The sequence below is a fragment of the uncultured Flavonifractor sp. genome (assembly GCF_944385615.1).
GTDB lineage: Bacteria > Bacillota > Clostridia > Oscillospirales > Oscillospiraceae > Flavonifractor.
Window position 1 is genome coordinate 16,790 of the sequence record NZ_CALWXV010000010.1, and the last position, 22,518, is coordinate 39,307.

Sequence of the window (22,518 nt, forward strand, 5' to 3'; positions counted from 1 at the left end):
ATGCAAGCATTGGAGCGCCTTGCGCTCACTGCCGGATGCCGTTCCCTTTCTGCCGCACCTGGATATGGAAGAGATTCTCTCCCGCCACCGCATGGTCGATCTCCAGGGCGTAGTTGATCTCGATGCTGCCTCCGTCGGGACTGAGCTGGGCACGCATCTTCTTGGTGCTGACCCCCACGGCCAGGGCCCCATAGGGGGTATTGTACATGGACAGGTGCCGCCTGCCCTCCTCAAAGACCATCTGGGAGTTGACCTCCCCCATCCGCAGCAGGGTTACCCGCTCGGGCTCAATCTGGAAGGTGGTCAAAGTGCCCTCCAGCCCGGTGAGTTCGCTCTCCTGATAGCTGAGGGTGTACCCATCCGCTCCGTCGGGGGCCAGCCGCCCCTCAGTCACCAACTCGATCACCTCGGGCTCCTGGTCCTCAAAGGACTGCTTGCCCTGAATGGATATGATAACATTGTTCTCCATGGTTCTGTGTTCCCTCTTTACCGGCCGTTTCGGCCGCAAATTGCACCATATTATATCCAATTCCAGCCCCAATGTAAAGGGGGCAGACCTCAATAGCGGCTGATATCCACCTGACCCACCGCTCCGGTCACGTCCCAGCCCAGGAAAATGGAGGCCAGACGGGAAAAATCCTCCTGCCGGTCGCTGACAAAATAGCGGCAGGTCCCGCCCCCATCGCGGCCGGAGAGAGCGTCCAGCTCTGCCAGCCGGGCCGCTGCCGCCCAGGCGCCCTCGGCCCCGGCATTGACCAAAGTCACTTCGGGCCCCATTTGGGCGGAGATGACCCCCTCCAGCAGCGGGTAATGGGTACAGCCCAGCACCAGCGTGTCCACCCCGGCCGCCTTCAAGGGGGCCAGGTACTCCGCCGCCACCGTCTCGATGACCACATCGCCTGGCTTGAACCGTCCGTTCTCCACCAGGGGCACAAAGAGAGGACAGGGCTGGGAAAAGACCTGGGCCGCCGGATCCTCTTTGTGGATCAGGGCCTCATAGGCCCCGCTACGGATGGAGGCCTGGGTGCCGATCAGGCCCACTCTATCGTTTCGGGTGGCCCTGGCTGCTGCTGCTGCGGCGGGAGCTACCACCCCCAGCACCGGGATGGGGTTTTCCTGGGCCAGCACCTCCAGCGCCGTGGTGGACACGGTACCGCAGGCGATGACGATCAGTTTCAGATCAAAGGTACGCAAAAAGGCCACATCCTGCCGGGCATACCGGACGATGGTCTCCCGGGAGCGGCTGCCGTAGGGCACCCGGCCGGTGTCTCCGAAGTAGACGATATCCTCTCCGGGCAGCAGGCGGCACAGCTCCCGCACCGTGGTCAGGCCTCCCAGCCCTGAGTCAAATACGCCGATGGGTCGTCCATCCAAGGCGCTCCCTCCTGTTCTACTGTGGTTCTTTTAATCATAGGGGAAACAGAGGCGGAAAACAAGGGGTTATTTTCACATTTTTCCTTCCCTGGTTTGACATTTCTCCGGGGGCGACTATAATATGAGAGTGGGGTATGGTCCCCCGTGCCCTAACGTCATGACAGCAAGGAGGTCGCATTGGTATGAAGCTGGAACTGACGACCAAGCAGTTTCGCCGTCTGCTGGATATGGCCTATATCGGCAACTGGATTCTGAACTCCACCCGGGGCGACGACCGGTTCCGAGATTATGACGAGGTGGAAAGCCTGCTCTTTGCCAAGGCTCGGGCGGAGGGCATGCCTATGCTGGCCGAAGATTGGCAGGGCGAGGTGGTCCCCTCCCGCGCCTTCGCCGAGGGCGGCATCCACGAGGCCATCATGGAATATGAGAACAACGTCTTTTTTGACATTCTGGCGGAGGACCTGGCCCGCCGGGACATGGACGACGCCCCCATCGACGAGAGCAATTATGACGAACTGGCCAGCCGCATCGACGCCTATATCGCGGAATTTGAGGAACACGGTACCGACAATATCCTGGTGGACAGCGACCATCTGTAAGGCAGTCCCTCCCCCTGCCCCGGCATAACCGGCGGCAGGGGGCTTTTTTGCCCTCTGGGCTCCACGGACAAGAACGCTACGAATTGTGAACAAACTTTTACAATTCCAGAAGTACCGTTGACGGGCCGCCGTCTGACGTTGTACAATAAAATGAATTATGTCGATTGGAGGGATTTCCTATGGCATCCAAGCGGAATCGGGACGACCGTCCCACCATGATCCACTGTGAATTCTGCGGCGAAGATTACGCCTCTACTTATAAGCACTGTCCCTTCTGTGATGAGATCCCCATGGACGAGGCCGGCGGCGATGGAGAGGACGAATCCTCCCACAGCGCCCGGGGCGGCAAGCGTCTGGTCACCAACACCCGGGGCGGCGGCTATGGCCGGAGCCCTTCGCCTTTGCGGCTGATCGGAATCATCATCTCCCTGGCCATCATCCTGGCGGCGGTCATCATTGTGATCTGGTTTATTATGCCCCTGGTCACCAAAGGCAGCTCGGCAGGCGATCCGCTCACGCTGCCCAGCAGCCAGCCTGTGGAATCGGTAACGCCCAGCACCGACTCCCCCGCCCCCACCGACTCTGCCGCTCCTGTGGAGACCATCCCGGCGGACCAGACGGCCACCGACTTCACCCTGAGCCTGACGGAGTTCTCCTTCAGCAACCGCTATCCCGACCCCATCACCCTGACGGTCACCTTCATCCCGGCCGACTCCACTGGTACTATCACCTGGAGCAGCAGTGATCCCGAGGTGGTTGCGGTGGACGATACCGGCAAGGTGAGCGCCGGTTCCAAGACGGGCAGCGCCACCATCACCGCCACCATGCCCGGCGGCGTGACCCACACCTGCCTGGTCCACAATTCCGTGACCACCGGCGGCACCTCTACCGAGACCAACACCGGCACCAGTACCGGCAGCGCTTCCCTGTCCCTGAACCGGACCGACTTCACACTCAGCAAGACCTACCCCTCCTTCCAGGTGAAGGTAAGCGGCACCTCCTCCACCCCGGTGTGGAGCATTGGCAACAGCGCGGTGGCCACCGTGTCCAGCAACGGCACCGTCACCTATGTGAGCAAGGGACAGACCACCCTGACCTGCTCGGTGGACGGTCAGACCTTGACCTGCATCGTACGCTGCAACTGATCCAACATAAAAGGAGCCCCGGACGTTTGTCCGGGGCTCCTTTCTGTCTGGGGTTTGGGAGGAATCCTACTGTATATCAATCACTCGGCCGGGCCGGTGTTGTTTTTGGTCTGCCCCCACAGCCGGGGGGCAGTCACAAGGGCGGGCTGGTTTGCTGAACGCGCTCCGGATGGCATTTGTCCTCCGCACGCTCCCGGCGCGGCGCCCTTGCCGTATTTCTTGGCTGTGCTCATAGAATAGCACAGCCGCCCTGTCGAGTGTTGGACAATTTTTGGACCTTGTGTAAACGTTTTATGAAGACTCCTTCTGCCCAAATTCAATGCCGCCGGACAGACCGTCCTTCTCCAGCATCTGCTCCAGCACCTGTACGTCGGCGGTAACATCCATGGTGTCCACCTCAAAGAGGCGGTCCAGCTGCTTTTCAAAGCCGTCCACCACCTTGTCCATCATGCCCTCGATGCGGGCCTTGGCCGCCCGGATGTTCTCTCCCTCCACGCCCTGGTCCTCCATTCGGGCATAGGCCTTGAGGATCTTCAGGGTGGTGGGCAGATAGTAGTTCAGGAAGGAGCGCAGCTGATCCTCCTTGCCCGGATTTTGCTTGACATAGGCGTAGATTTTGCTGGTGATCTCCCCAATACGGTCAATTTTGCGGCTCATCTCCGCATCGTCGATATCGTCGTTGAGCCGGCGGATCTCCCGCAGCACGGCGTCGTCATCCCGGATGTCCAGGGGCTCTTCCTCCTTCTGGTCCTTGGGGCCTTCCGCCCACTGCTCCGGCTCCGGCTCATCCCGCAGTCCCTCGTCGCTGAGGATGAGCTGATGGGAGGACATATCCAGATACCCGGCGGGCAGGATGCCCTCGTCCAGCATCTCCTGCAAATCGCTGCACGCCTTGCGCACCGGCACAGGCATAGCGTGGGCCAGCTGGACCACCGAAACGCTCTCCCGGCGTCCAATAAGGGCCAGATACTTTCGGAAACGCCGTACCTTGCGGGTGCTGAGGCTCCCCGCCAGCATGAGGACCAACCCGCCGGCGCACAGGCCGATCAGCGGGGAGAGGATGGCCAGCGACAGGGGAAAGCCCCAGATGCCGGTCACCACCGGCAGAGCGCACATCCCGGCGATACCGAAGAGAATGGCCATGGCGGCCCCGCCGATGGTCATGATCCTGCCCTTATTCAGGCTGGGCCGTTTTCCACCGGCGCCCGGCGGTGGAGTCCTGGGTCCTCCCCCGGTGACAGGACTGGGCCCCAGGTAGGGAAACTGCGGCCTGCGCTGCAGGCCGTTGAGCTTGCGAAACAGCAGGATCAGCCCCACAAACCACAGCGGGCTGACCAGCAGAATCAATGTGACGATCCAGGAAAACAAATCCCTGTTCTCGTCTGGACGCCGGTCCCACTGATATGGCATATATACCGCGCTCCTTTTGCAGTCAAATGAAAAAAATACTGTTATTCAATCACAAAAGTGACAAAGTTTCGATGGATAGGTCGTCCTCCATCGGACCATGCTGAATAGGCGGAACGGAACTTCTCTCCGCCTGTCCGTCTGCATATCATCATACACGGAATTGGCTTTGCTGTAAAGCGCTTTTGGCCGGTCCTGTATGTAACCATTCTGTAATTGCTTTTCTCCCAGGAAACACCTATAATATGATTTACTGAATCCTTTTGCTTGGAATCCCGGCAGAGCGGGCCTTTTTTCCCTCTCTGCTTCATCTACCGGATTCAGGGTCCGTTTTTTGGAACGGGCGACAATATGAGTTGGAGTGATCAATATGGCACAAGCAGCGGGAAAGCGAACCGCGCAGGCCAAAAAGCCCCAGGGCGGTAGTAAGGCCGCCCTGGTGATCGCACTGGTCGTGGCGGCGGCCTTAATCGCCGGCTACCTGATTTTGTGCGCTATGGCCGGCAGCGGCACCTTCCTTCCCAATACCACCATCGCCGGGATCGACGTGGGAGGCCGCACGCAGGACGAAGCTCTCTCCGTTTTGGAGGAGCAGCTCCCCCAGCGTCTGTCTCAGCTCTCCGCCACCTTCACCTGTGAGGGCAAGCAGTACACCGTCACCGGCACCGGCGCCTCCGTGGACACAAAGACCGCGGTGCAGTCGGCTCTGGACAGCCAGTCCGGCTCCTTTTTCACCCGGGGAGGGCAGTTTTTGGTCTCTCTGGCCGGGGGCAGCCAGTACCCCGCCCAGGTGACCTTGGAGGACACCCCCGAGCAGGTGACCCGCGCCATCGAGGAGTGTACCGACCCGGACGCCCAGACCACCTGGGAGATCCAGGACAACCAGCTGGTGCTCCACAAGGGAGTCACCGGCCGCACCATTGACGCCAATGCCCTTACCGACGCGCTGGAGGAGGAACTGAGCCAGCAGCTCAGCGGCGGCGACAGCGGGGAGCCCATCGAGGCCCAAGTTACCACCGCCGCTCCGGTAGACCCGGATTTTGACGCCATCCAGAGCGAGGTGGCCGTGGAGCCGGTGGACGCCTACTTAGACAAGGAGACCAAGTCCATTGTCCCCTCTGTCACCGGCGTCAGCCTGGACACCGCCGCCGCCAAGTCCGCCCTGGACAGCGCGGAGGAGGGCACCCAGGTCACCGTTCCCCTGACCTATACCGAGCCCGAAATGACCACCGCCAAGCTGGAGTCCAATCTCTTTAAGGACGTGCTGGGTACCGGCACTACCACCTGCGCCGGTCCCTCCGCCCGGTGGTATAACATCAGTCTGGCCGCCAGCCGGATCAACGGCACCATCCTGCTGCCCGGCGAGGTGTTCTCCTACAACGCCCTGGCCGGTCCCTACACCAAGTCCAGCGGCTACAAGGACGCAGGCACCTACCAGAATGGACAGAGCATCGACGCCACCGCCGGCGGCATCTGCCAGTTGTCCTCCACCCTCTATTGGGTCACTCTGAAGGCCAATCTGGAGACGGTGGAGCGCTCCAAGCACGCCTTTAACGGCGGCTATATGCCGGTGGTAGGCACTGACGCCACCGTGTGGAGCAACCAGATCGACTTCAAGTTCAAGAACGACACCGACTACCCCATCAAGATCGAGGCTTATCAGGACAGCAGCCACAAGCTGCACGTCACCATCTACGGCACCGACACCACCGGCATCCACGGGGAGCCCTACTCCGTCACCATTTCCACCACTCCCTATAAGAACACCTACAAGCCCAATGCCTCCATCCCCCAGGGCACCCAGCCTCAGCGGGACCCCAACTACTCCCGCTATAACGGCATCACAGTGGACGTGTACCAGAAGCTGGTAGACAAAAACGGTAACACAGTGGACACCATCTTCCTGTACCGCAACAGCTATAAATCCTCTGACGCGGTATACTACTACAACCCCGCCGACGCGGCCCGCTGGGGCATTGATCCCTCTACCGGCCTGAAAACCCTGACCCCGGTGGAGCCTACCCCCAGCGCTACGCCTACTCCTACGCCCACCCCCACCCCTGCCGCTACACCCACGCCCACACCGGCGGCTACCGCTACACCGACCCCCACGCCGACCCCCACACCGACGCCGGCACCCACCCCCACACCGGTCTTTACTCCGGCGGCCACTCCGTCCACTGGTCCGGGTATGGAGCCTGAGAACGGCTCATCCGCATCGGAGACCGCCTCGCCCGCCGCCTGACCGGTCGTTTCCCGGGAAATATCCCTGCGAGGTCCCCGCCCAGCGGGGACCTCGCTTCTGTTCTTTTTGATAAAAATATTCTGTTTGAGAAAGGAATCCACCATGTTTCAAGGCTTTTCCGGCGCTACTGTGGACTTTATGTGGGGCATCCGCTTCAACAACGAAAAGTCCTGGTTTGAAGCCCATAAAGAGGACTATATTACCCATTTCCAGCGCCCCATGAAGGAGCTGGCCAATGAGGTCTATACCCGTTTCCTGGACGAGCATCCCGACCTGGACCTGGTGTGTAAGGTTTCCCGTATCTACCGGGACGCCCGGCGGCTCTTTGGCCGTGGTCCATACAAGGATCATCTGTGGCTCAGCCTGGTCCGTCCCCATGTGGAGGCGGGCTCCGAGCCAGTATTCTGGTTTGAACTGGCGCCCGAGGAATGGTCCTGCGGCATGGGCTTCTGGATGGCCCCGCCCCTCACTATGGCCAAATTCCGGGCCCGGATGGACCGGGACCCCAAGCCCATGGAGCAGTTGGCCCGCCGTTTCAACAAGCAGGAGCAATTTCTTTTGGAGGGAGAGGACTACAAGCGTCCCAAGCCCGCCCCTTCTCCCCTGCTGGATCCCTGGTACCGAAAAAAGAGCTTTGCGCTCTCCCACAGCGCCCCCCATCAGGACCTGCTGTGGAGCCATGCCCTGGCCGACACGCTGCTGGACAGCTTTACCTTTTTGCTGCCCTACTACCAGTATGTCCTCTCTCTCAGCGGCGATCCCGATCCCCGGCAGGCTTGAATTTACAAATATTGTGTGAAAGGCCCGCCGTTTTACCGCACATACTAACGCAGGTAATCGGTAAAACGGGGGTGAGGATATGACCAGCCATTCCAGACGGCGGTGGGCGGTGGTGCTGCTGGCGGCGCTGCTGGCAGTGCTGCCCCCCTCGGCCTGCCTTTGGCTGGACGCCGTACCGGCGGACGGACCGGCAGAGATTCCCACCCAAAAGCTCATCGCCCTCACCTTTGATGATGGTCCCCGCCGTTCCACCACCACTCGCCTGCTGGACGGACTGGCGGAGCGGGGCGTAAAGGCTACTTTCTTCCTCATTGGCCGCCAAATTCCGGACAACGAGGATGTGATCCGCCGCATGGACCGGGAAGGTCATCAGATCGGCATCCACACCTTTGACCATGTTCAGCTGAACGAACTGAACCAGACGGATTTTTCCGCCCAGGTGGACAAGACCCGCACCCTTTTGACTGAGCTGCTGGGCCACGACGGTTTCCTGCTCCGCCCTCCCTACGGAAAGTGGGACGAGGGAGTGCGGCTCCGGGCGGGCTGCCCCATTATCCTGTGGTCCATTGACCCGGAGGACTGGGACGACAAGGACACCAACCGAGTGGTAACGGAGGTGGTATCCCAGGCCCGGGACGGGGGGATCATTCTGCTCCACGACATCTATCCTGAATCGGTGGACGCCGCCCTGGAAATTGTAGACCAGCTGCACGCCCAGGGCTACTATTTCTGCACCATCGACCAGCTCTTTGCCGCCCGGGGTCTCCCTCTGAAGGACGGCGAGGTCTATTGGAACGCCTACCCATAAACAGAAAAAAGGACCTGCCAAAAGCAGGTCCTTTTTTGTTGGCCGTTTATGCAAATTTCTCGATGTAACCCATGATGAAGATAATCAGGACAATAATAGGCACCACCACGGTGAAATAAAGCCGCAGCTTAGCGGGGAAACGGACGCCTCTGCCCTGGTCGGCCTCTGCCAAGAAGCCGTCAAAGCCCCAGGCGATCTTCTTGGACAGGCAGCAGAACAGCAGGTAGATCACCGAGCCGATGGGCAGCAGATTGTTGCTCACCAGGAAGTCCTCAAAGCTCATGACGTCCATACCCAGGAGCTTGACGCCGCTCCACAGGTTGTTGCCCAGCAGACAGGGCAGGCTCAACAGGAAAATGAGCACCAGGTTGATGGCCACCGCCTTGCCACGGGACACACCCCATTTATCCATCCAGCAGGCCAGAATATTTTCAAACACGGCGGTGATGGTGGACAAGGCCGCAAAGAAGAGGAACACAAAGAACAATGCGCCCCACAGCCGTCCGCCGGGCATGACGTTGAACACGTTGGGCAGGGTAATAAAAATCAGGTTGGAGCCGGCGTCCGGATTGACCCCAAACGCAAAGGCCGAGGGGAAAATAATCAGACCGGACACAAAAGCCACACAGGTGTCCAGCACGCCTACGCTGATGGTCTCCCCAAACAGCCGGCGGTCTTTGCCGATATAGCTGCCGAAAATAGCCATGGCGCCGATGCCCAAGCTCAGGGTAAAGAACGCCTGACCCATGGCGGCATAGATGGCCTCACCCAGGCGGAAATTGCCCTGAGCGTCGTACATCAGGTTATTAAAATTAGGTACCAGATAAAACTCCAGGCCCTTGATAGCACCGGGCAGGGTAATAGCCCGGATGGCCAGCACCACCAGCAGGCACAGCAGGCACAGCATCATAAACTTATTGGCCTTTTCCACGCCGTTTTGCAGGCCCCGGCTACAGATCACCATGCCCAGCACCACCACGACGACCATAAAGAGCAGCTGAAGCCCGGGCTGGGATACCATGCTGTTAAAGCTCTGCTCCACCCCCGCCCGGTCCAGTCCGTCAAACTGACCAGCGGCAATCTTGAAGAAGTACATCAGCAGCCAGCCGGCAATGGTGGTATAAAACATCATCAGCAGGTAGTTGCCCGCCATACCAAACCAGCCGTACCAGTGCCATTTGGTTCCCTTGGGCTCCAGCTCCTGGAAGGACACAATGATGCTTTTCCGGCTGGCCCGGCCCACGGCAAACTCCATCGCCATGATGGGCAGGCCCATGGCCACCAGAAACACCAGATAGATCAGCACAAAGGCCGCGCCACCGTACTGCCCCACAATATAGGGGAACCGCCAGACGTTGCCCAGGCCGATGGCGCACCCGGCGGAGATGAGCACGAAGCCCAACCGGGACGCAAAGGTCTCTCTCTCTTTCACAACTCTTCCTCCTTGAATCGGCCGCTCCCGGCGGCCGTTTGGGGGGAGTGGTTTTCTCCCGCCCACTGCATCTTCCCGGCAGGTACAAGAATTCCCGCGGCACAAAGCCGCGGGAACGATCTGCACGCAAAGGGCCTAACCCTGTTTCACCGGTCCTCCCTTTTGCGGCGCGGTCGATTCAGCAGACATTATCATAGCGGATTTTGTCGGCGCTGTCAATCATTACAGGTGAATAACCATGTATTTTTATCCACATCTGTTACAGCCAGTCGTCTACCACATCCCTCAGAGTCACCGGCGACACCTGATTGCGGCGCAGCAGGTCCACCAGTTCATCAATCCGCCCGGCGCTCACCGTAATGTTGGGTATTTCCGCACACTCCCCATCCGGCCCGGTCACCCGAACGCCATAGCTTTCACAGCTCATCCCGCCTACCGTCATCTCATCCACCAGAATCATATAGCGATAGCCGCAGTCCCTCGGGCTCTCCACCAACAGTTCTCTCATAGCACTCTCCCCCTCTGTTCATTTCTTACCTTAATTATACATATTTAGAATTATTTGTAAAGTTTTACCGTTCGTCTTTTTTCGACACTTTCTGCCATTCAGGGCCGCATCCTATCAGGTTGCAAAACAAGGCTATCAAAAAGATCGGCTGGACAGCCAAAGGGCTGTCCAGCCGATCTTTTTGCCTTCATGCTCATAGAGAGCGAAACTCAGTTCTTTTTCAAAAACATATTGCGGAAATCCTCTGCTGGGATTGGCTTGCTGTAATAATAGCCTTGTGCATAGTCACATCCCATAGATATGATTAACTCTTGGTCCTCCTTTGTCTCCACACCCTCTGTAACCGTTTCAATTCCTAATTTTTTTGCCATTGCAAAAATGGAAAACATCACTTCATATTGGGAGCTTCTCTGTTCTTTTCTTAAATCCATCAAGAACATGCGATCCAATTTAATCTGATCGATATGCAGCTTTCCAAGGGTATTCAGGGAGGAATAGCCGGAACCAAAATCGTCCATAGACACGTGGAAACCGGCGTGATTCAGGCGAGCAATGGTATCGTTTAACTCCGCAAGATTTTCAAACGCCAGACCTTCCAGGATTTCCAGTACAATATACTGGGGTGGTACCTGATAACGTGATGTAATTTCCAGCAGATTTTCAACATAATCATCGCTGACAAAGAGGGCCTTGGTCTGGTTGATGGAGATGGTAATGGGCGGAATCCCCGCATCCATCCAGCTTCTTAATAGCTGACAGGACTTCTCCAGCATGTAAAGATCCAGCTGCTTGCAGAATCCGTTTTCTTCAAATAAGGGGATGAATTTGTCGGGGAAGAGGAGGCCCCGCTCCTTTGTCTGCCACCGCACCAGGGCCTCCGCACTGTCTATCTGACCGGTATGCAGATTCATTTTGGGCTGGAGGTAGACTTGATATTCACTCTCCTCAAGAGCGCGGTACATATTGGCTTCGATATACTGCCTTAGCTGCTCCTCCTTATGCATGGAATCGTTATACATGCAGACCTGGGAGCCGCCTGCCCGCTTTGCATAGGCCAATGCCACCATAAGGCAATTCAAATTTGCCTGCGCGCTGGATAAATCTGGAGAGGTAACAGAAGAAACCGCTCCACAGTAGACGAAAATTCGATAACCATCCAACAGTTCCTCCGCCATGGCCTTCAGCTGGGATTGAATCATGTCCACACGGCCATTGATGTCCTCCGGCAGATCGTCAAAAATGCAAAGATAAAAGCAATCGGCTGAGGGACGGCAGATCAACTCGCCGTCTCTCAGATTGCCCTCTAAAATTTCCTTCATTTTACAGAGAAGCTGATCTGCACGATGGGTTCCATAGGTATCATTGATGTACTTGAAATTGTGGATATTTAAGGCAATCAGCGCCCCTGGCTTACGCTGTAAAAGTCTCTGCTCCACCAGCTTGCAAAAATAGGTCCGGTTATAGGCTCCTGTCAATTCATCATAAATGGAAAGATGAAGCAGTCTATTCTCGCTGGCCAAGGTCTTGTATGCCATTTTTTTGTGGTAAACATAGAAGGTAAGCACAGCAATCAGTAAAATGATACTGGTGGAGGCCACCAAAATAGCCGACCGATTGGCCAAGATCCACTCTTTTGGCGTATACTCGATTTCATCCAAAAGATAGGTGGACAGACGGGCTTGTGTATCCTGATCGCTGATGGAGCTGGCAAACTGATTTAAAAGAGAGACCATCTTACTGGCATTGGGAAGGTTATTTGTCACAGCCACCGCATAGGAAAATTCTCTGGTATCCGACCAGTCGGTCACAATGTTATCATAGACTACATTTTTGCGGAGGTAGTAATTCAGAGAATATCCATCCATCCAGGCACAGCAGGTATCATCGGACAATACTTTTTCCAGCGCTTCCTCTGTGTTCATATCAAATTCCGACGCCTGTTCCTCTGCATCGTCGTGTTCCGTAGAATACGTGCGGATTGCATAACTGTTAAAATACGGAAGCGACAGACGGATTCCGTTTTCATAGGAAAGGGCGGAATCAGTTGCCACACAGGCAATCAAATCAACCTCATTATTTTTCACCAGTTGAATGGCTTTATCCAGATCACCCTCAATCACCGGATCATATTTCAGTCCAACCTTTGTGGCAAAGTCCTCAAAGTATTCTACGGCAAATCCTGTCAGCTCATCTTCCTTGATATACTGGAAGGGGGCGTTTCCAGTAAAAAATAGCACGCGCAGGGTACCCAATGACTGAATATACTCCAATTCCTCCTTAGAGGCACCGAAAAAATCAGAATCCGCGAAATATCGTTCATATAGCTCATGCTGTAGATTTTCATAGGAAGTTGAAACGATCTCCAACGCAGCGTTGAGCTCCGGCAGCAAGTCCTCCCGTTCCGGGGATAGCGCAAAATAATAAGGCGAAGGAGAAAAACGCCCTATACTTTTCAGTCCTTCCGGCAATGAAATGTCCACTTGAAGCACTGCATCTGTCTCACCGGAAAAGACAGCGTTCATCATATCTTCATAGGTCTCATAATCCACCACTTCATAAGTGAAACCATTGACCTTTGCATACTGCGCAAGCAGTTCCATTCTTTGGGCCATGCCGGGATAGGATGCAATGGTGATCCCATCCCAGTTGGAAAAGTTCTCCGAAATATAGCTGGAGTCGTCCCGGACAGCCAGAACGGTATAGGTAGACCCATAGCTGTAGCTGGGGTAGAGAAATATCTCTTCCAGGACGGCGTTACGATTCATAGTCCCCATCATATCGATTTCGCCAGCCTCCAGTTGATCCAACAGCGTAGACAACTGGGTATCCACATCGCCTTCTGCCTGGACATATTCAATCTCCCAGTCAGTAAACAGGGTCAGTTGGTTCATATAGTCTACCAGATATCCGGCATAATTCCCGTTTTCATCGATATAGGATATGCCGTCCTGAATCGGGAAGCCAACCCGCACCACGGTATCAGATGGCACCTGTGCATGGACTGCACCAAAATTCCCCATCAATGCAATACCTACCGCCAGTACAACCACCATATTTTTTACTTTTTTCATAGACCGCATCTCTTTGTCCATCAAGGCGTATCACCTTGTTTATATTTTCGTCACAAAAGAACCAGGCCCAGCGCATGAAATATGATTGGCTGGGCGGAAAAGTCTTTCTGCAAATTACGCTGTGGAATGGAGCGCAGCAAATGGGCAACCCCCTCTATCACCACAAAAGTGTCTTCAATATAAGAACTAATTTCTTTCTGTACGATGTTTCAATTTGCTCATACTTGTGAAAGCATTTCTTTTATTTTCATCTTTCTTATTTTACTACAGTTATACTTTTATATCAAGTATTTCCACTTTACGGACAACAGCCATTGTAACTCACTCTCCGCTGAGATTCAGGCAGACAAAAAAAGGGGCTGCTGCAACCTATTGCAGCAACCCCTTTTTACTTTAAAAATGCTTGCCCGTTCAGCTGACCATCGAATCCTTGGTTTACTGACCGGTGCGGCAACCATATAAAGGCTCTTACTTGGCAGCCTTGGCAGCCCGGATCGCCTCAATGAGCATGGGGGTGACCTTGTACAGATCGCCCACGATGCCGTAGGAAGCCACGTCGAAGATGGGGGCGGACTCGTTCTTGTTCACCGCGATGATGCACTCGGAGTCCTGCATACCAGCCAGGTGCTGGATGGCGCCGGAGATACCCAGAGCAACATAGATGCGGGGATGGACGGTCTTGCCGGTCTGGCCCACCTGATGGTCGGCGCCGATCCAGCCGGCGTCTACACAGGCACGGGAGGAGCCCACGACGCCGCCCAGGACGCCGGCCAGCTCCTCGGCCAGCTTGATGCCGCCCTCCACGTCCTTGGAGATGCCGCGGCCCACGGAGACCACCACGTCGGCGCCGATCAGATCGACCAGCTTCTTGGCGGCCTTCTTGACCTCGATGACATCCACATGGATGTCGTCCTTGGACAGGGCCACATTCACGTTCTCAATGACGGTCTTGGCAGCGCCGGCCTCGTCATAGGGCTGGGTCTGCATCACGCCGGGACGGACGGTGGACATCTGGGGACGGAAGCGGGGGCAGATGATGGTGGCCATCAGGTGACCGCCGAAAGCAGGACGGGTCATCTTCAGGTTGGTATTCTCCTCGAACACGGTGTTGTCCACGTCGATGGTGGAGGTGGTCTTCAGGAACTCCTTGTACTTGGCCACGTCCACGTCGAGGTGGGTACAGTCGGCGGTCAGACCGGTGTGCAGCCGGGCGGCGCAGCGGGGGCCCAGGTCACGGCCGATGTTGGTGGCGCCGATGAGGAAGATCTCAGGCTTCTTGTCCTCCACCAGGTCGCAGATGACCTTGGTGTAGGCGTCGGTGGTGTAAACGTCCAGCAGCTCATGGTTGCAGTAGTAGACCTTGTCGGCACCATAGCCGCCCAGGGCCTTCAGATACTCTTCCTTGATGTCCTTGCCCAGGACCACGCCGCACAGCTCCACGCCCAGATCGTTGGCCAGCTTACGGCCCTCGGAGAGGAGCTGGTAGCTGGTGGACATGATAACGCCCTCGCGCTGCTCACAGAAAACCCATACGCCCTTGAAGGCGGCGGTATCGCTACTATTGAAAGCCATTCTATTGCTCTCCTTTCAATTAGATAATGTGCTTGTCGTTGAGGATGGAGACCAGCTTCTCGACAGTCGCCTTATCGGCGCCCTCCATCATCATACCGGCGCCCTTCACCGGGGGGGAGAAGGACTTGTACACATTCGTGGGAGAGCCCTTCAGGCCGATAGTAGTAACATCAATCAGGGGATCGTCCTTCAGAGTCTCATAGTTGTAGACTTCCAGAGGCTTCTGGTAGCACTCCATGATGCCGCCGACGCTCATATAACGGGCGTCGTTGAGCTCCTTCACGCAGGTCAGCAGGCAGGGGGTCTGGACCTTGATGGTCATGTAACCGTCCTCCAGCAGACGCTTCACGGTGACAGCCTTGCCGTCCACGTTGATCTCAGCCACATAGGAAACCTGGGGCATACCCAGCTTCTCAGCGATCTGAGGACCGACCTGAGCGGTATCGCCGTCGATGGCCTGACGGCCGCAGAACACGATGTCGTCGTCGTCCACGCCGATCTTCTTGATGGCGGCAGCCAGGATCTGAGAAGTGGCGTAGGTATCGGAACCGCCGAACTCACGGGCGGAGACCAGAACGGCCTCGTCGCAGCCCATGGCCAGCAGCTCGCGGAGCATACCCTCGGCGGGCGGGGGGCCCATGGAGACCACGACTACCTTGCAGCCGGTGGCGTCCTTGATGCGCAGAGCGGCCTCAACAGCGGCCAGGTCGTCGTGGTTGGTGATGGTGGCCATGGCGGCACGGTCCATGGTGCCGTCTTCCTTCACCGCCACCACACCGGAGGTATCCGGGACCTGCTTGACACAAACGATTGCTTTCATATCGTAACTTCCCTCCAGTTCCTTTAGTTCACGCCCAGGTTGGCAGAAATGACCATCCGCTGGACCTCGCTGGTGCCCTCATAGATCTCGGTGATCTTGGCGTCGCGCATCATGCGCTCCACGGGGTACTCGCGGGTGTAGCCGTAGCCGCCGAACAGCTGCACGCAGCGGCGGGTCACGTCGCTGGCAGTCTCAGCGGCAACCAGTTTGGCCATGGCAGCGTCCATGGTGTAGGGCTCATGGTTCTGCTTCTTCATAGCGGCGGAGTAAACCAGCCACTTGGCAGCCTCAGTCTTGGCATGCATATCAGCCAGCTGGAACTGGGTATTCTGGAACTGGGAGATGCGGCGTCCGAACTGAACGCGCTCCTTGGTGTACTTGATGGTCTCTTCAATAGCGCCCTCAGCCAGGCCCAGAGCCTGGGAAGCGATACCGATACGGCCGCCATCCAGGGTCTTCATAGCGATGCCGAAGCCCTTGCCCTGCTTGCCCAGGAGACGGTCGGCGGGAATGGTGCAGTCCTCCATGATCAGCTCACAGGTGGAGGAGCCCTTGATGCCCATCTTCTTCTCGTGCTTGCCCACGGAGAAGCCGGGATCGGTGCGCTCCACGATGAAGGCGGAGATTTCCTTCTTCTTGCGGCCGCGCTTGTCGGTGGTGATGCCGGTGATGGCGAAAATCACGAACACGTTGGCGTAGCCGGCGTTGGTGATAAAGATCTTGGAGCCGTTGAGCACCCAGTTGCCGTTCTCGTCCTTCACGGCGGTGGTCTGCTGACCCTGGGCGTCGGTGCCGGCGCCGGGCTCGGTCAGGCCGAAAGCGCCGATCCACTCACCGGAGCACAGCTTGGGCAGGTAGTACTTCTTCTGCTCCTCGGTGCCGTTCTCATAGATGGGAGCGCAGCACAGGGAGGTGTGAGCAGAGATGATAACACCGGTGGTACCACAGACCTTGCTCATCTCCTCAACAGCCATGACGTAGGACAGGACGTCCGCGCCGGCGCCGCCGTACTCCTTGGGGAAATAGATGCCCATCATGCCCAGCTTAGCCATCTTCTTGACGGTCTCCTCGGGGAACGCTTCGTTCTCGTCCACCCACTCGGCCAGGGGCTTGACTTCGTTTTCGGCAAAGTCACGGTACATCTTGCGGAGCATTTCCTGCTCTTTGGAAAGGTGCAGATCCATTTGTTGCCTTCCTCCTAGATATGTATTTCAGAACGGCGGGCGGGAGTGTTTTTGGCTCCCGCCCGTCGTTTTGCGCGTAATCAGACGCAGATATTACTTCTTGGTGTAATCGTAGAAGCCGATACCGGTCTTGCGGCCCAGCTTGCCGGCGCGGACCATCTTCCGCAGCAGCAGGGAGGCGCGATACTTGGGATCGTGGGTCTCATTGTACAGGGTGTCCATGATGGCCAGGCACACGTCCAGGCCCACCAGATCGCCCAGAGCCAGAGGGCCCATGGGGTGGTTGGCGCCCAGCTTCATGGCGGTGTCAACACCCTCCACGCTGGCCACGCCGGTGTACACCAGGTCGATGCCCTCGTTGATCATGGGGATCAGGATCTTGTTGACCACGAAGCCGGGGGCCTCATTGACCTCGACGGGCTCCTTGCCGATCTCCACGGACAGGTCGCTGATGATCTTGAAGGTCTCGTCGGAGGTATGAGCGCCCCGGATGACCTCCACCAGCTTCATGACAGTGGCGGGGTTGAAGAAGTGCATGCCGATGAACTTGTCGGCCCGCTTGGTGGCGGCGGCAATGGCGGTGATGGAGATAGAAGAGGTGTTGGAGGCCAGGATGGTCTCGGGCTTGCAGATCTTGTCCAGATCGGCAAAGATGCTCTTCTTGATGTCCAGGTTCTCGATGGCGGCCTCAACAACCAGGTCGGCATCGGCGGCGGCACCCAGATCGGTGGTGAAGCTCATGTGGGAGAGGATGTCGGCCTTCTTGGCCTCGTCCATCTTGCCCTTGGCCACCAGCTTGTCCAGGCTCTTGTTCAGGCGGGCCTCGGAGGCCTTGATGATGTCGTCGTTGATGTCGCGGACCACAACGTCAAAGTCCTTCTTGGCAAAAACCTGAGCAATGTCCAGGCCCATGGTGCCGCCGCCGATAACAACGATCTTCTTCATAGCAAAAAACCTCTTTTCAATTTGATTTATGAAGATATTCCAAACTTGGTCTGATGGATTCCCAATTACAGGGCTCATAAGTAACTGGTTTGTTTAACCTGTCTTACTTGTTCTGGAAGTGCTTCTCAGCGCGCTTCTCCAGGAACGCGCCCATGCCCTCGTCCTTGTCGGCGGTGCCGCAGCAGACGCCGAAGGCCTCGGCCTCAAAGGCGGAACCGGTGGCGATGTCGGTCTGCATACCCATACGGATGCAGCGCTTGGACTCCTGCACGGCGATCTGAGCGTTGGCGCAGATGGCGTTGGCCAGCTCCAGCGCCTTGGGCATCAGCTCCTCGGGGGGATAGACCTCGCTGACCAGGCCGATGGCCTTGGCCTCGTCGGCCTTGATGACCTTGGCGGTGAGGATCAGCTCCATAGCCTTGGAGATGCCCACGATGCGGGGCAGCCGCTGCGTGCCGGCGAAGCCGGGGGTGATACCCAGGCCCACCTCGGGCTGACCGAACTTGGCCTTCTCGCTGGCCAGACGGATATCGCAGGCCATGGACAGCTCACAGCCGCCGCCCAGTGCAAACCCGTTGATGGCCGCGATGACGGGCTTGGCCATATTCTCCAGCTTCAGGAACACACTGTTGCCATGAACGCCGAACTTCTTGCCGTCGATGGAAGAGAAGCCCTTCATTTCACCGATGTCGGCGCCCGCCACGAAGGAGCGGCCCGCACCGGTGAGGACCATGACATAGATCTCGTCGTCGGCAGCCACCTGATCGATGACCGCGTCCAGATCACTGAGCACTTGGCTGTTCAGCGCGTTCAGCGCCTCCTGCCGGTCAATGGTGACCACACCTACATGGCCCTGCTTTTCCAGCTTTACAAAACCCATTTGTTGTGCCTCCTTGTCCTGTAACCTATGCAGAATTGTTATATTTTTAACAACTTCTTACCTAATAAGTATAACGCACCCCCGGCCAACAGGCAAGTAAAATGCAGCAGAATTTCGTTATTTTTTTATCAATGATTATAGGCAATCTGCACAACTCATTTTTGAAAACCCCGGCCTACTCTGGTCCGATTTTGCAAAATACCTGGTTTTCCGCCCGGCTTCCCCCTTTGTCCCCCAAGAGATTCCGCCGTTTTTTGGGCAATGTGTACAACCGCCGGGGCGGGCCGCCCCGGCCTGTCGCCGTTCACTCCACCCGGAACTGTTGGGCGGTTACCAGAGGATGGCAGATCAACGCGCTTCCCTCCCGCTTGCTCTCGTCCATGGGGACGGCGGTGATCTGGCTGTTGTCGTAGGTTTTATAATAATAGGTGCCCGTTCTTCCATTGACACAGCAGGCGTAGTCGGTGATATCCCATTTCCCCTCCGGGGTGCGCACCGCCCCCCGGGGCATGGCCACTCCGTCCAGGATGTGAAAGAACTGACTGACGCTGGACGCCTCATCCCCTTCGCAGACACTGTTCCATTTGAGGAAGGCGGCCTTCACAAACCGGGAGGCGGGAGAGTAATCCCCAGGCAGCCCCAGTCCCCCCATTCCCTGTCCAAAGGGCTTGAGCGACAGCCCGCCGAACCGATTCTCCGGCTGGCCGGCGGAGAGGCCCAGGTACTGGTTCAGGTTGGTCAGGTGAAAGTCAAAAGTAGGGTTGTTGGTAAGCACTCCCACCGGGTCTTCAAACAGCTTCAGGCCGTCGGCCATAGGCTCGGCCACCACCGCCCGTTTGGCGTCGGCCAGGTGCCAGTGGAGAGGGGCGGAGGGCAGGTCGGGCAGGAAGGGCTGATCCAGCAGGCGGGTGCGCCGCAGCTGTTCCGCCGCCTGCTCCACCGTCTCACAGGTGCCCAGCAGCCAGGGGATGAGCTCGTAGGGGGCGGCAGGGATGCCGTCGGCCGGGCCGCAGGGATAACAGGCGTTGCCTGGAAAGTTGAGCCCTGCCAGATAGAGCCCCTTCTCGTTGACCCCCTCGGCATAGAGGGGATAGCCCTCCGCCACCGTGGCCATGCCAATGATGGCGTGGTGCCGCTCCAGCGTGGGCATCTGCTTGAAGGTCAGCGGAAAGTTTCTTGGCGTAATGACCACCTGCTGGCCAAAGTGGTACTCCAGATCCAGGTTCCGGCCAAAATAGGGGTCGGAAGTGGTAAAGGTAATGCTGGTACACATGGCTGACGCCTCCCATTTCATATGATCTTATCTAGTGTGGCGAACTCATCCCAACACTATCCCCAAACCTATGAGAAAAGGGCCTGCCGCGGGGAAACGCGACAGGCCCTGATCCTTCTCAGCCGCACTTGGAATAGCCGCAGTCACGGCAGGTGACGCAGCCTCCCTCATGCTCCAGCATAGACCCGCACTCGGGGCAGAATTTGGCCAGCTTGGCCTCTGCGGGGGTCATCCCCGGATGGGGGACAGGCGCTGCCGGAGGGGCGGCGCTGATGGGAGCGGGAGCGGGCTCGTGGGGCTTCTGGGACACCTTGAGCACCTTCTCCAGCGCCTTGGCGATGGCGTCAGGGCAGGAGGTCACCGGCACCCCTGGCTGCCGCAGGCAGGAGGGGCAACGGATGCCCTTGAGCTGCTGGATAATCTCCTTGGGGTCCATGCCCGAGCGAATGCCCACGCTGACCAGCCGGGCGGTAGCCTCGCTCTGGCTGGGGCAGCCCCCCGCTCGCCCGGTGTTGGTAAACACCTCGCAGATGCCGTTTTCGTCATAATTAACGGTGATATACAGGTTGCCACAGCCGATATGCACCTTTTCGGTAAAGCCGGTGGTTACCGCCGGACGGGGCCGGGGCTGGATATGGCCGTAGGTCTCCTGGGGGATCTGGCACTCCTCACACACCCGGCCGGCAGAGACGGGAGCCTGCTTGCCGTCGTTGACCTTGCCGATGTTGAGCACCTGCTCATTGCGGCTGCCGTCCCGGTAGATGGTGGTGCCTTTGCACCCCAGGGTATAGGCCAGCCGGTAGACCTCGGCCACCTCGGCCTTTGTGGCGGAGTTGGGGAAGTTCACCGTCTTGCTCACCGCGTTGTCGGTATACTCCTGGAAGGCGGCCTGCATCTTTACATGCCAGATGGGGGACACATCGTGGGCACATACAAACACCCGCTTGATCTCCTCAGGGATGCCGTCCACATGGGCCAGGGAGCCCTGCTCCACGATCTGCTTCATCAAATCCTCGGAGTAAACGCCCGCCTCCACCAGCTTGTCCTTTAAAATCTGGTTGGTCTCGATCAGGTGGGTGTGGTCCATCACGTTGCGGATATAGGCGTAGGCAAAGACCGGCTCCACTCCGGAGGACACCCCGGCGATGATGGACAGGGTGCCGGTGGGAGCGATGGTGGTGACGGTAGCATTACGGATGGGCTTGCCGTCCTTGTAGATGCTCTTGTCAAAGAGGGGGAAGGCTCCCCGGGTCTCCGCCAGCCGCTCGCTCTCCCGATGGCCGATGGTGTTGACAGTATCCATGATCTCCCGGGCCAGGGCCACGCCCTCCTCGCTGTTGTAGGGCACGCCCATATAGAGGAGCATATCCGCAAAGCCCATGACGCCCAGACCGATCTTCCGGGTGGAGCGGGTCATCTTGTCGATTTCGGGCAGGGGATACTGATTGACCTCAATCACGTTGTCCAGGAAGTGGACGGCGGTGCGGATGGTTTTTTCCAGCTTGGCCCGGTCCAGCACCCAGCCCGCCACTGTCTTCATCAGGTGGTTGACCAGGTTGATGGACCCCAAGTTGCAGCTCTCATAGGGCAGCAGGGGCTGCTCACCGCAGGGGTTGGTAGACTCAATCTCCCCCTGGCTTGGCACGGCGTTGTCCCGATTGAGCCGGTCCAGGAAGATGATGCCCGGCTCGCCGGTCTGCCAGGCGGAGGACACGATGGCCTCAAAGACCTCCTTGGCATTCTGCTGGCCCATGATCCGCCCGGTGGCGGGGTCCACCAGATCGTACATTCCGCCGGTGCTCACCGCCTCCATGAAGGCCTCGGTGATGCCCACAGAGATGTTGAAATTGGTGATTTCGGCAGTGTCGTTCTTGCAGGTGATAAATTCCATGATATCGGGGTGATCCACCCGGAGAATACCCATATTGGCTCCCCGGCGGGTGCCGCCCTGCTTCACCGCCTCGGTGGCGGCGTTGAACACCTTCATAAAGGAGATGGGGCCGCTGGCCACGCCGCCGGTGGAGTTGACGGTGGAGCCCTTGGGCCGCAGCCGGGAGAAGGAGAAGCCGGTACCGCCGCCGCTTTTGTGGATAAGGGCAGCGTTTTTGATGGCGTCAAAAATATCCTCCATGGAGTCGTCCACCGGCAGCACAAAACAGGCGGACAGCTGACCCAGGGGCCGGCCGGCATTCATCAGGGTAGGGGAATTGGGCAGAAAGTCCAGATTGGTCATCATCTCATAAAACTCAGCCGCCGTGGCCACCACGTCGGCCTTGGGATCAAAATGCCGGTCCCCTTCGGCCACCGCGTTGGCCACCCGCCGGAACAGCCCGTCCACTGTCTCGGTAGGATTTCCATGCTCGTCCCGAGCCAGGTAGCGCCGCTCCAGCACGGCCTTGGCGTTTTCTGAAATGGGCATATACGATCTCTCCTCTGAGTTGTAATAAATTCAAACACAAGATATTGTATCATGAA

At 57.7% G+C, this 22,518-nt stretch carries 18 protein-coding genes; 5 read left to right on the top strand and 13 right to left on the bottom strand.

The window, feature by feature from the left end; genetic code table 11:
• Nucleotides 1-25 precede the first annotated feature (25 nt).
• A complete protein-coding gene (locus Q0J75_RS04445) occupies nucleotides 26-469 on the bottom strand; it encodes a DUF1934 domain-containing protein (RefSeq protein WP_297197239.1) in 444 nt (147 codons plus the stop codon).
• A gap of 89 nt (nucleotides 470-558) precedes the next feature.
• Nucleotides 559-1,374, bottom strand: a complete 816-nt coding sequence (gene murI, locus Q0J75_RS04450; RefSeq protein ID WP_297197242.1) for a glutamate racemase — start codon at nucleotides 1,372-1,374, stop codon at nucleotides 559-561.
• Nucleotides 1,375-1,556: 182 nt separating this feature from the next.
• On the opposite strand from murI, the gene Q0J75_RS04455 reads away from it, so the two are divergent.
• Both Q0J75_RS04455 and Q0J75_RS04460 read left to right on the top strand, forming a co-directional pair.
• Nucleotides 1,557-1,973, top strand: a complete 417-nt coding sequence (locus Q0J75_RS04455) for a hypothetical protein (RefSeq protein WP_191435275.1) — start codon at nucleotides 1,557-1,559, stop codon at nucleotides 1,971-1,973.
• A gap of 179 nt (nucleotides 1,974-2,152) precedes the next feature.
• Nucleotides 2,153-3,118, top strand: a complete 966-nt coding sequence (locus Q0J75_RS04460; RefSeq protein WP_297197251.1) for an Ig-like domain-containing protein — start codon at nucleotides 2,153-2,155, stop codon at nucleotides 3,116-3,118.
• Nucleotides 3,119-3,409: 291 nt separating this feature from the next.
• On the opposite strand, the gene Q0J75_RS04465 is transcribed toward Q0J75_RS04460, so the two are convergent.
• On the bottom strand, nucleotides 3,410-4,528 hold the full coding sequence (locus tag Q0J75_RS04465; RefSeq protein ID WP_297197254.1) for a 5-bromo-4-chloroindolyl phosphate hydrolysis family protein: 1,119 nt from the start codon (nucleotides 4,526-4,528) through the stop codon (nucleotides 3,410-3,412).
• Between the two features lie 367 nt (nucleotides 4,529-4,895).
• Between Q0J75_RS04465 and Q0J75_RS04470 the strand changes: the two genes are divergently transcribed.
• From Q0J75_RS04470 to Q0J75_RS04480, 3 genes are all read left to right on the top strand, one after another.
• The gene (locus tag Q0J75_RS04470; RefSeq protein WP_297197257.1) at nucleotides 4,896-6,770 is read left to right on the top strand and encodes a VanW family protein; all 1,875 of its coding nucleotides are present in this window, start codon (nucleotides 4,896-4,898) and stop codon (nucleotides 6,768-6,770) included.
• Between the two features lie 102 nt (nucleotides 6,771-6,872).
• On the top strand, nucleotides 6,873-7,550 hold the full coding sequence (locus tag Q0J75_RS04475) for a DUF2461 domain-containing protein (RefSeq protein ID WP_297197260.1): 678 nt from the start codon (nucleotides 6,873-6,875) through the stop codon (nucleotides 7,548-7,550).
• 79 nt (nucleotides 7,551-7,629) lie between these two features.
• Nucleotides 7,630-8,358 carry a polysaccharide deacetylase family protein gene (locus Q0J75_RS04480; protein WP_297197264.1) on the top strand — a complete coding sequence of 243 codons (729 nt, stop codon included), beginning with the start codon at nucleotides 7,630-7,632 and terminating at the stop codon, nucleotides 8,356-8,358.
• Between the two features lie 46 nt (nucleotides 8,359-8,404).
• Here the strand turns inward: Q0J75_RS04480 and Q0J75_RS04485 are convergent, their stop codons facing one another.
• From Q0J75_RS04485 to Q0J75_RS04530, 10 genes are all read right to left on the bottom strand, one after another.
• Nucleotides 8,405-9,790, bottom strand: coding sequence for a sodium-dependent transporter (locus tag Q0J75_RS04485; protein WP_297197267.1), 1,386 nt, complete (start codon nucleotides 9,788-9,790; stop codon nucleotides 8,405-8,407).
• A gap of 259 nt (nucleotides 9,791-10,049) precedes the next feature.
• On the bottom strand, nucleotides 10,050-10,298 hold the full coding sequence (locus Q0J75_RS04490) for a DUF6514 family protein (protein WP_297197270.1): 249 nt from the start codon (nucleotides 10,296-10,298) through the stop codon (nucleotides 10,050-10,052).
• Between the two features lie 209 nt (nucleotides 10,299-10,507).
• Nucleotides 10,508-13,369 carry an EAL domain-containing protein gene (locus tag Q0J75_RS04495; protein ID WP_297197273.1) on the bottom strand — a complete coding sequence of 954 codons (2,862 nt, stop codon included), beginning with the start codon at nucleotides 13,367-13,369 and terminating at the stop codon, nucleotides 10,508-10,510.
• A 468-nt stretch (nucleotides 13,370-13,837) separates the two neighbouring features.
• Nucleotides 13,838-14,941: an acryloyl-CoA reductase electron transfer subunit beta gene (gene acrA, locus Q0J75_RS04500; protein WP_297197276.1), complete on the bottom strand. Its 1,104-nt coding sequence runs from the start codon at nucleotides 14,939-14,941 to the stop codon at nucleotides 13,838-13,840.
• 19 nt (nucleotides 14,942-14,960) lie between these two features.
• The gene (gene acrB, locus Q0J75_RS04505) at nucleotides 14,961-15,761 is read right to left on the bottom strand and encodes an acryloyl-CoA reductase electron transfer subunit gamma (protein ID WP_087187835.1); all 801 of its coding nucleotides are present in this window, start codon (nucleotides 15,759-15,761) and stop codon (nucleotides 14,961-14,963) included.
• Between the two features lie 23 nt (nucleotides 15,762-15,784).
• Nucleotides 15,785-16,945 carry an acyl-CoA dehydrogenase gene (locus tag Q0J75_RS04510; RefSeq protein ID WP_297197279.1) on the bottom strand — a complete coding sequence of 387 codons (1,161 nt, stop codon included), beginning with the start codon at nucleotides 16,943-16,945 and terminating at the stop codon, nucleotides 15,785-15,787.
• Nucleotides 16,946-17,038: 93 nt separating this feature from the next.
• Nucleotides 17,039-17,890, bottom strand: a complete 852-nt coding sequence (locus tag Q0J75_RS04515; RefSeq protein WP_297197280.1) for a 3-hydroxybutyryl-CoA dehydrogenase — start codon at nucleotides 17,888-17,890, stop codon at nucleotides 17,039-17,041.
• A gap of 103 nt (nucleotides 17,891-17,993) precedes the next feature.
• Nucleotides 17,994-18,770: an enoyl-CoA hydratase-related protein gene (locus Q0J75_RS04520; protein WP_297197283.1), complete on the bottom strand. Its 777-nt coding sequence runs from the start codon at nucleotides 18,768-18,770 to the stop codon at nucleotides 17,994-17,996.
• A 304-nt stretch (nucleotides 18,771-19,074) separates the two neighbouring features.
• Complete coding sequence (bsh, locus tag Q0J75_RS04525) at nucleotides 19,075-20,043, bottom strand: choloylglycine hydrolase (RefSeq protein WP_297197286.1); 969 nt, start codon at nucleotides 20,041-20,043, stop codon at nucleotides 19,075-19,077.
• A gap of 118 nt (nucleotides 20,044-20,161) precedes the next feature.
• Nucleotides 20,162-22,462 (bottom strand): vitamin B12-dependent ribonucleotide reductase, encoded by a 2,301-nt coding sequence (locus Q0J75_RS04530; protein WP_297197289.1) that lies wholly within the window; start codon nucleotides 22,460-22,462, stop codon nucleotides 20,162-20,164.
• Nucleotides 22,463-22,518: the final 56 nt, after the last annotated feature.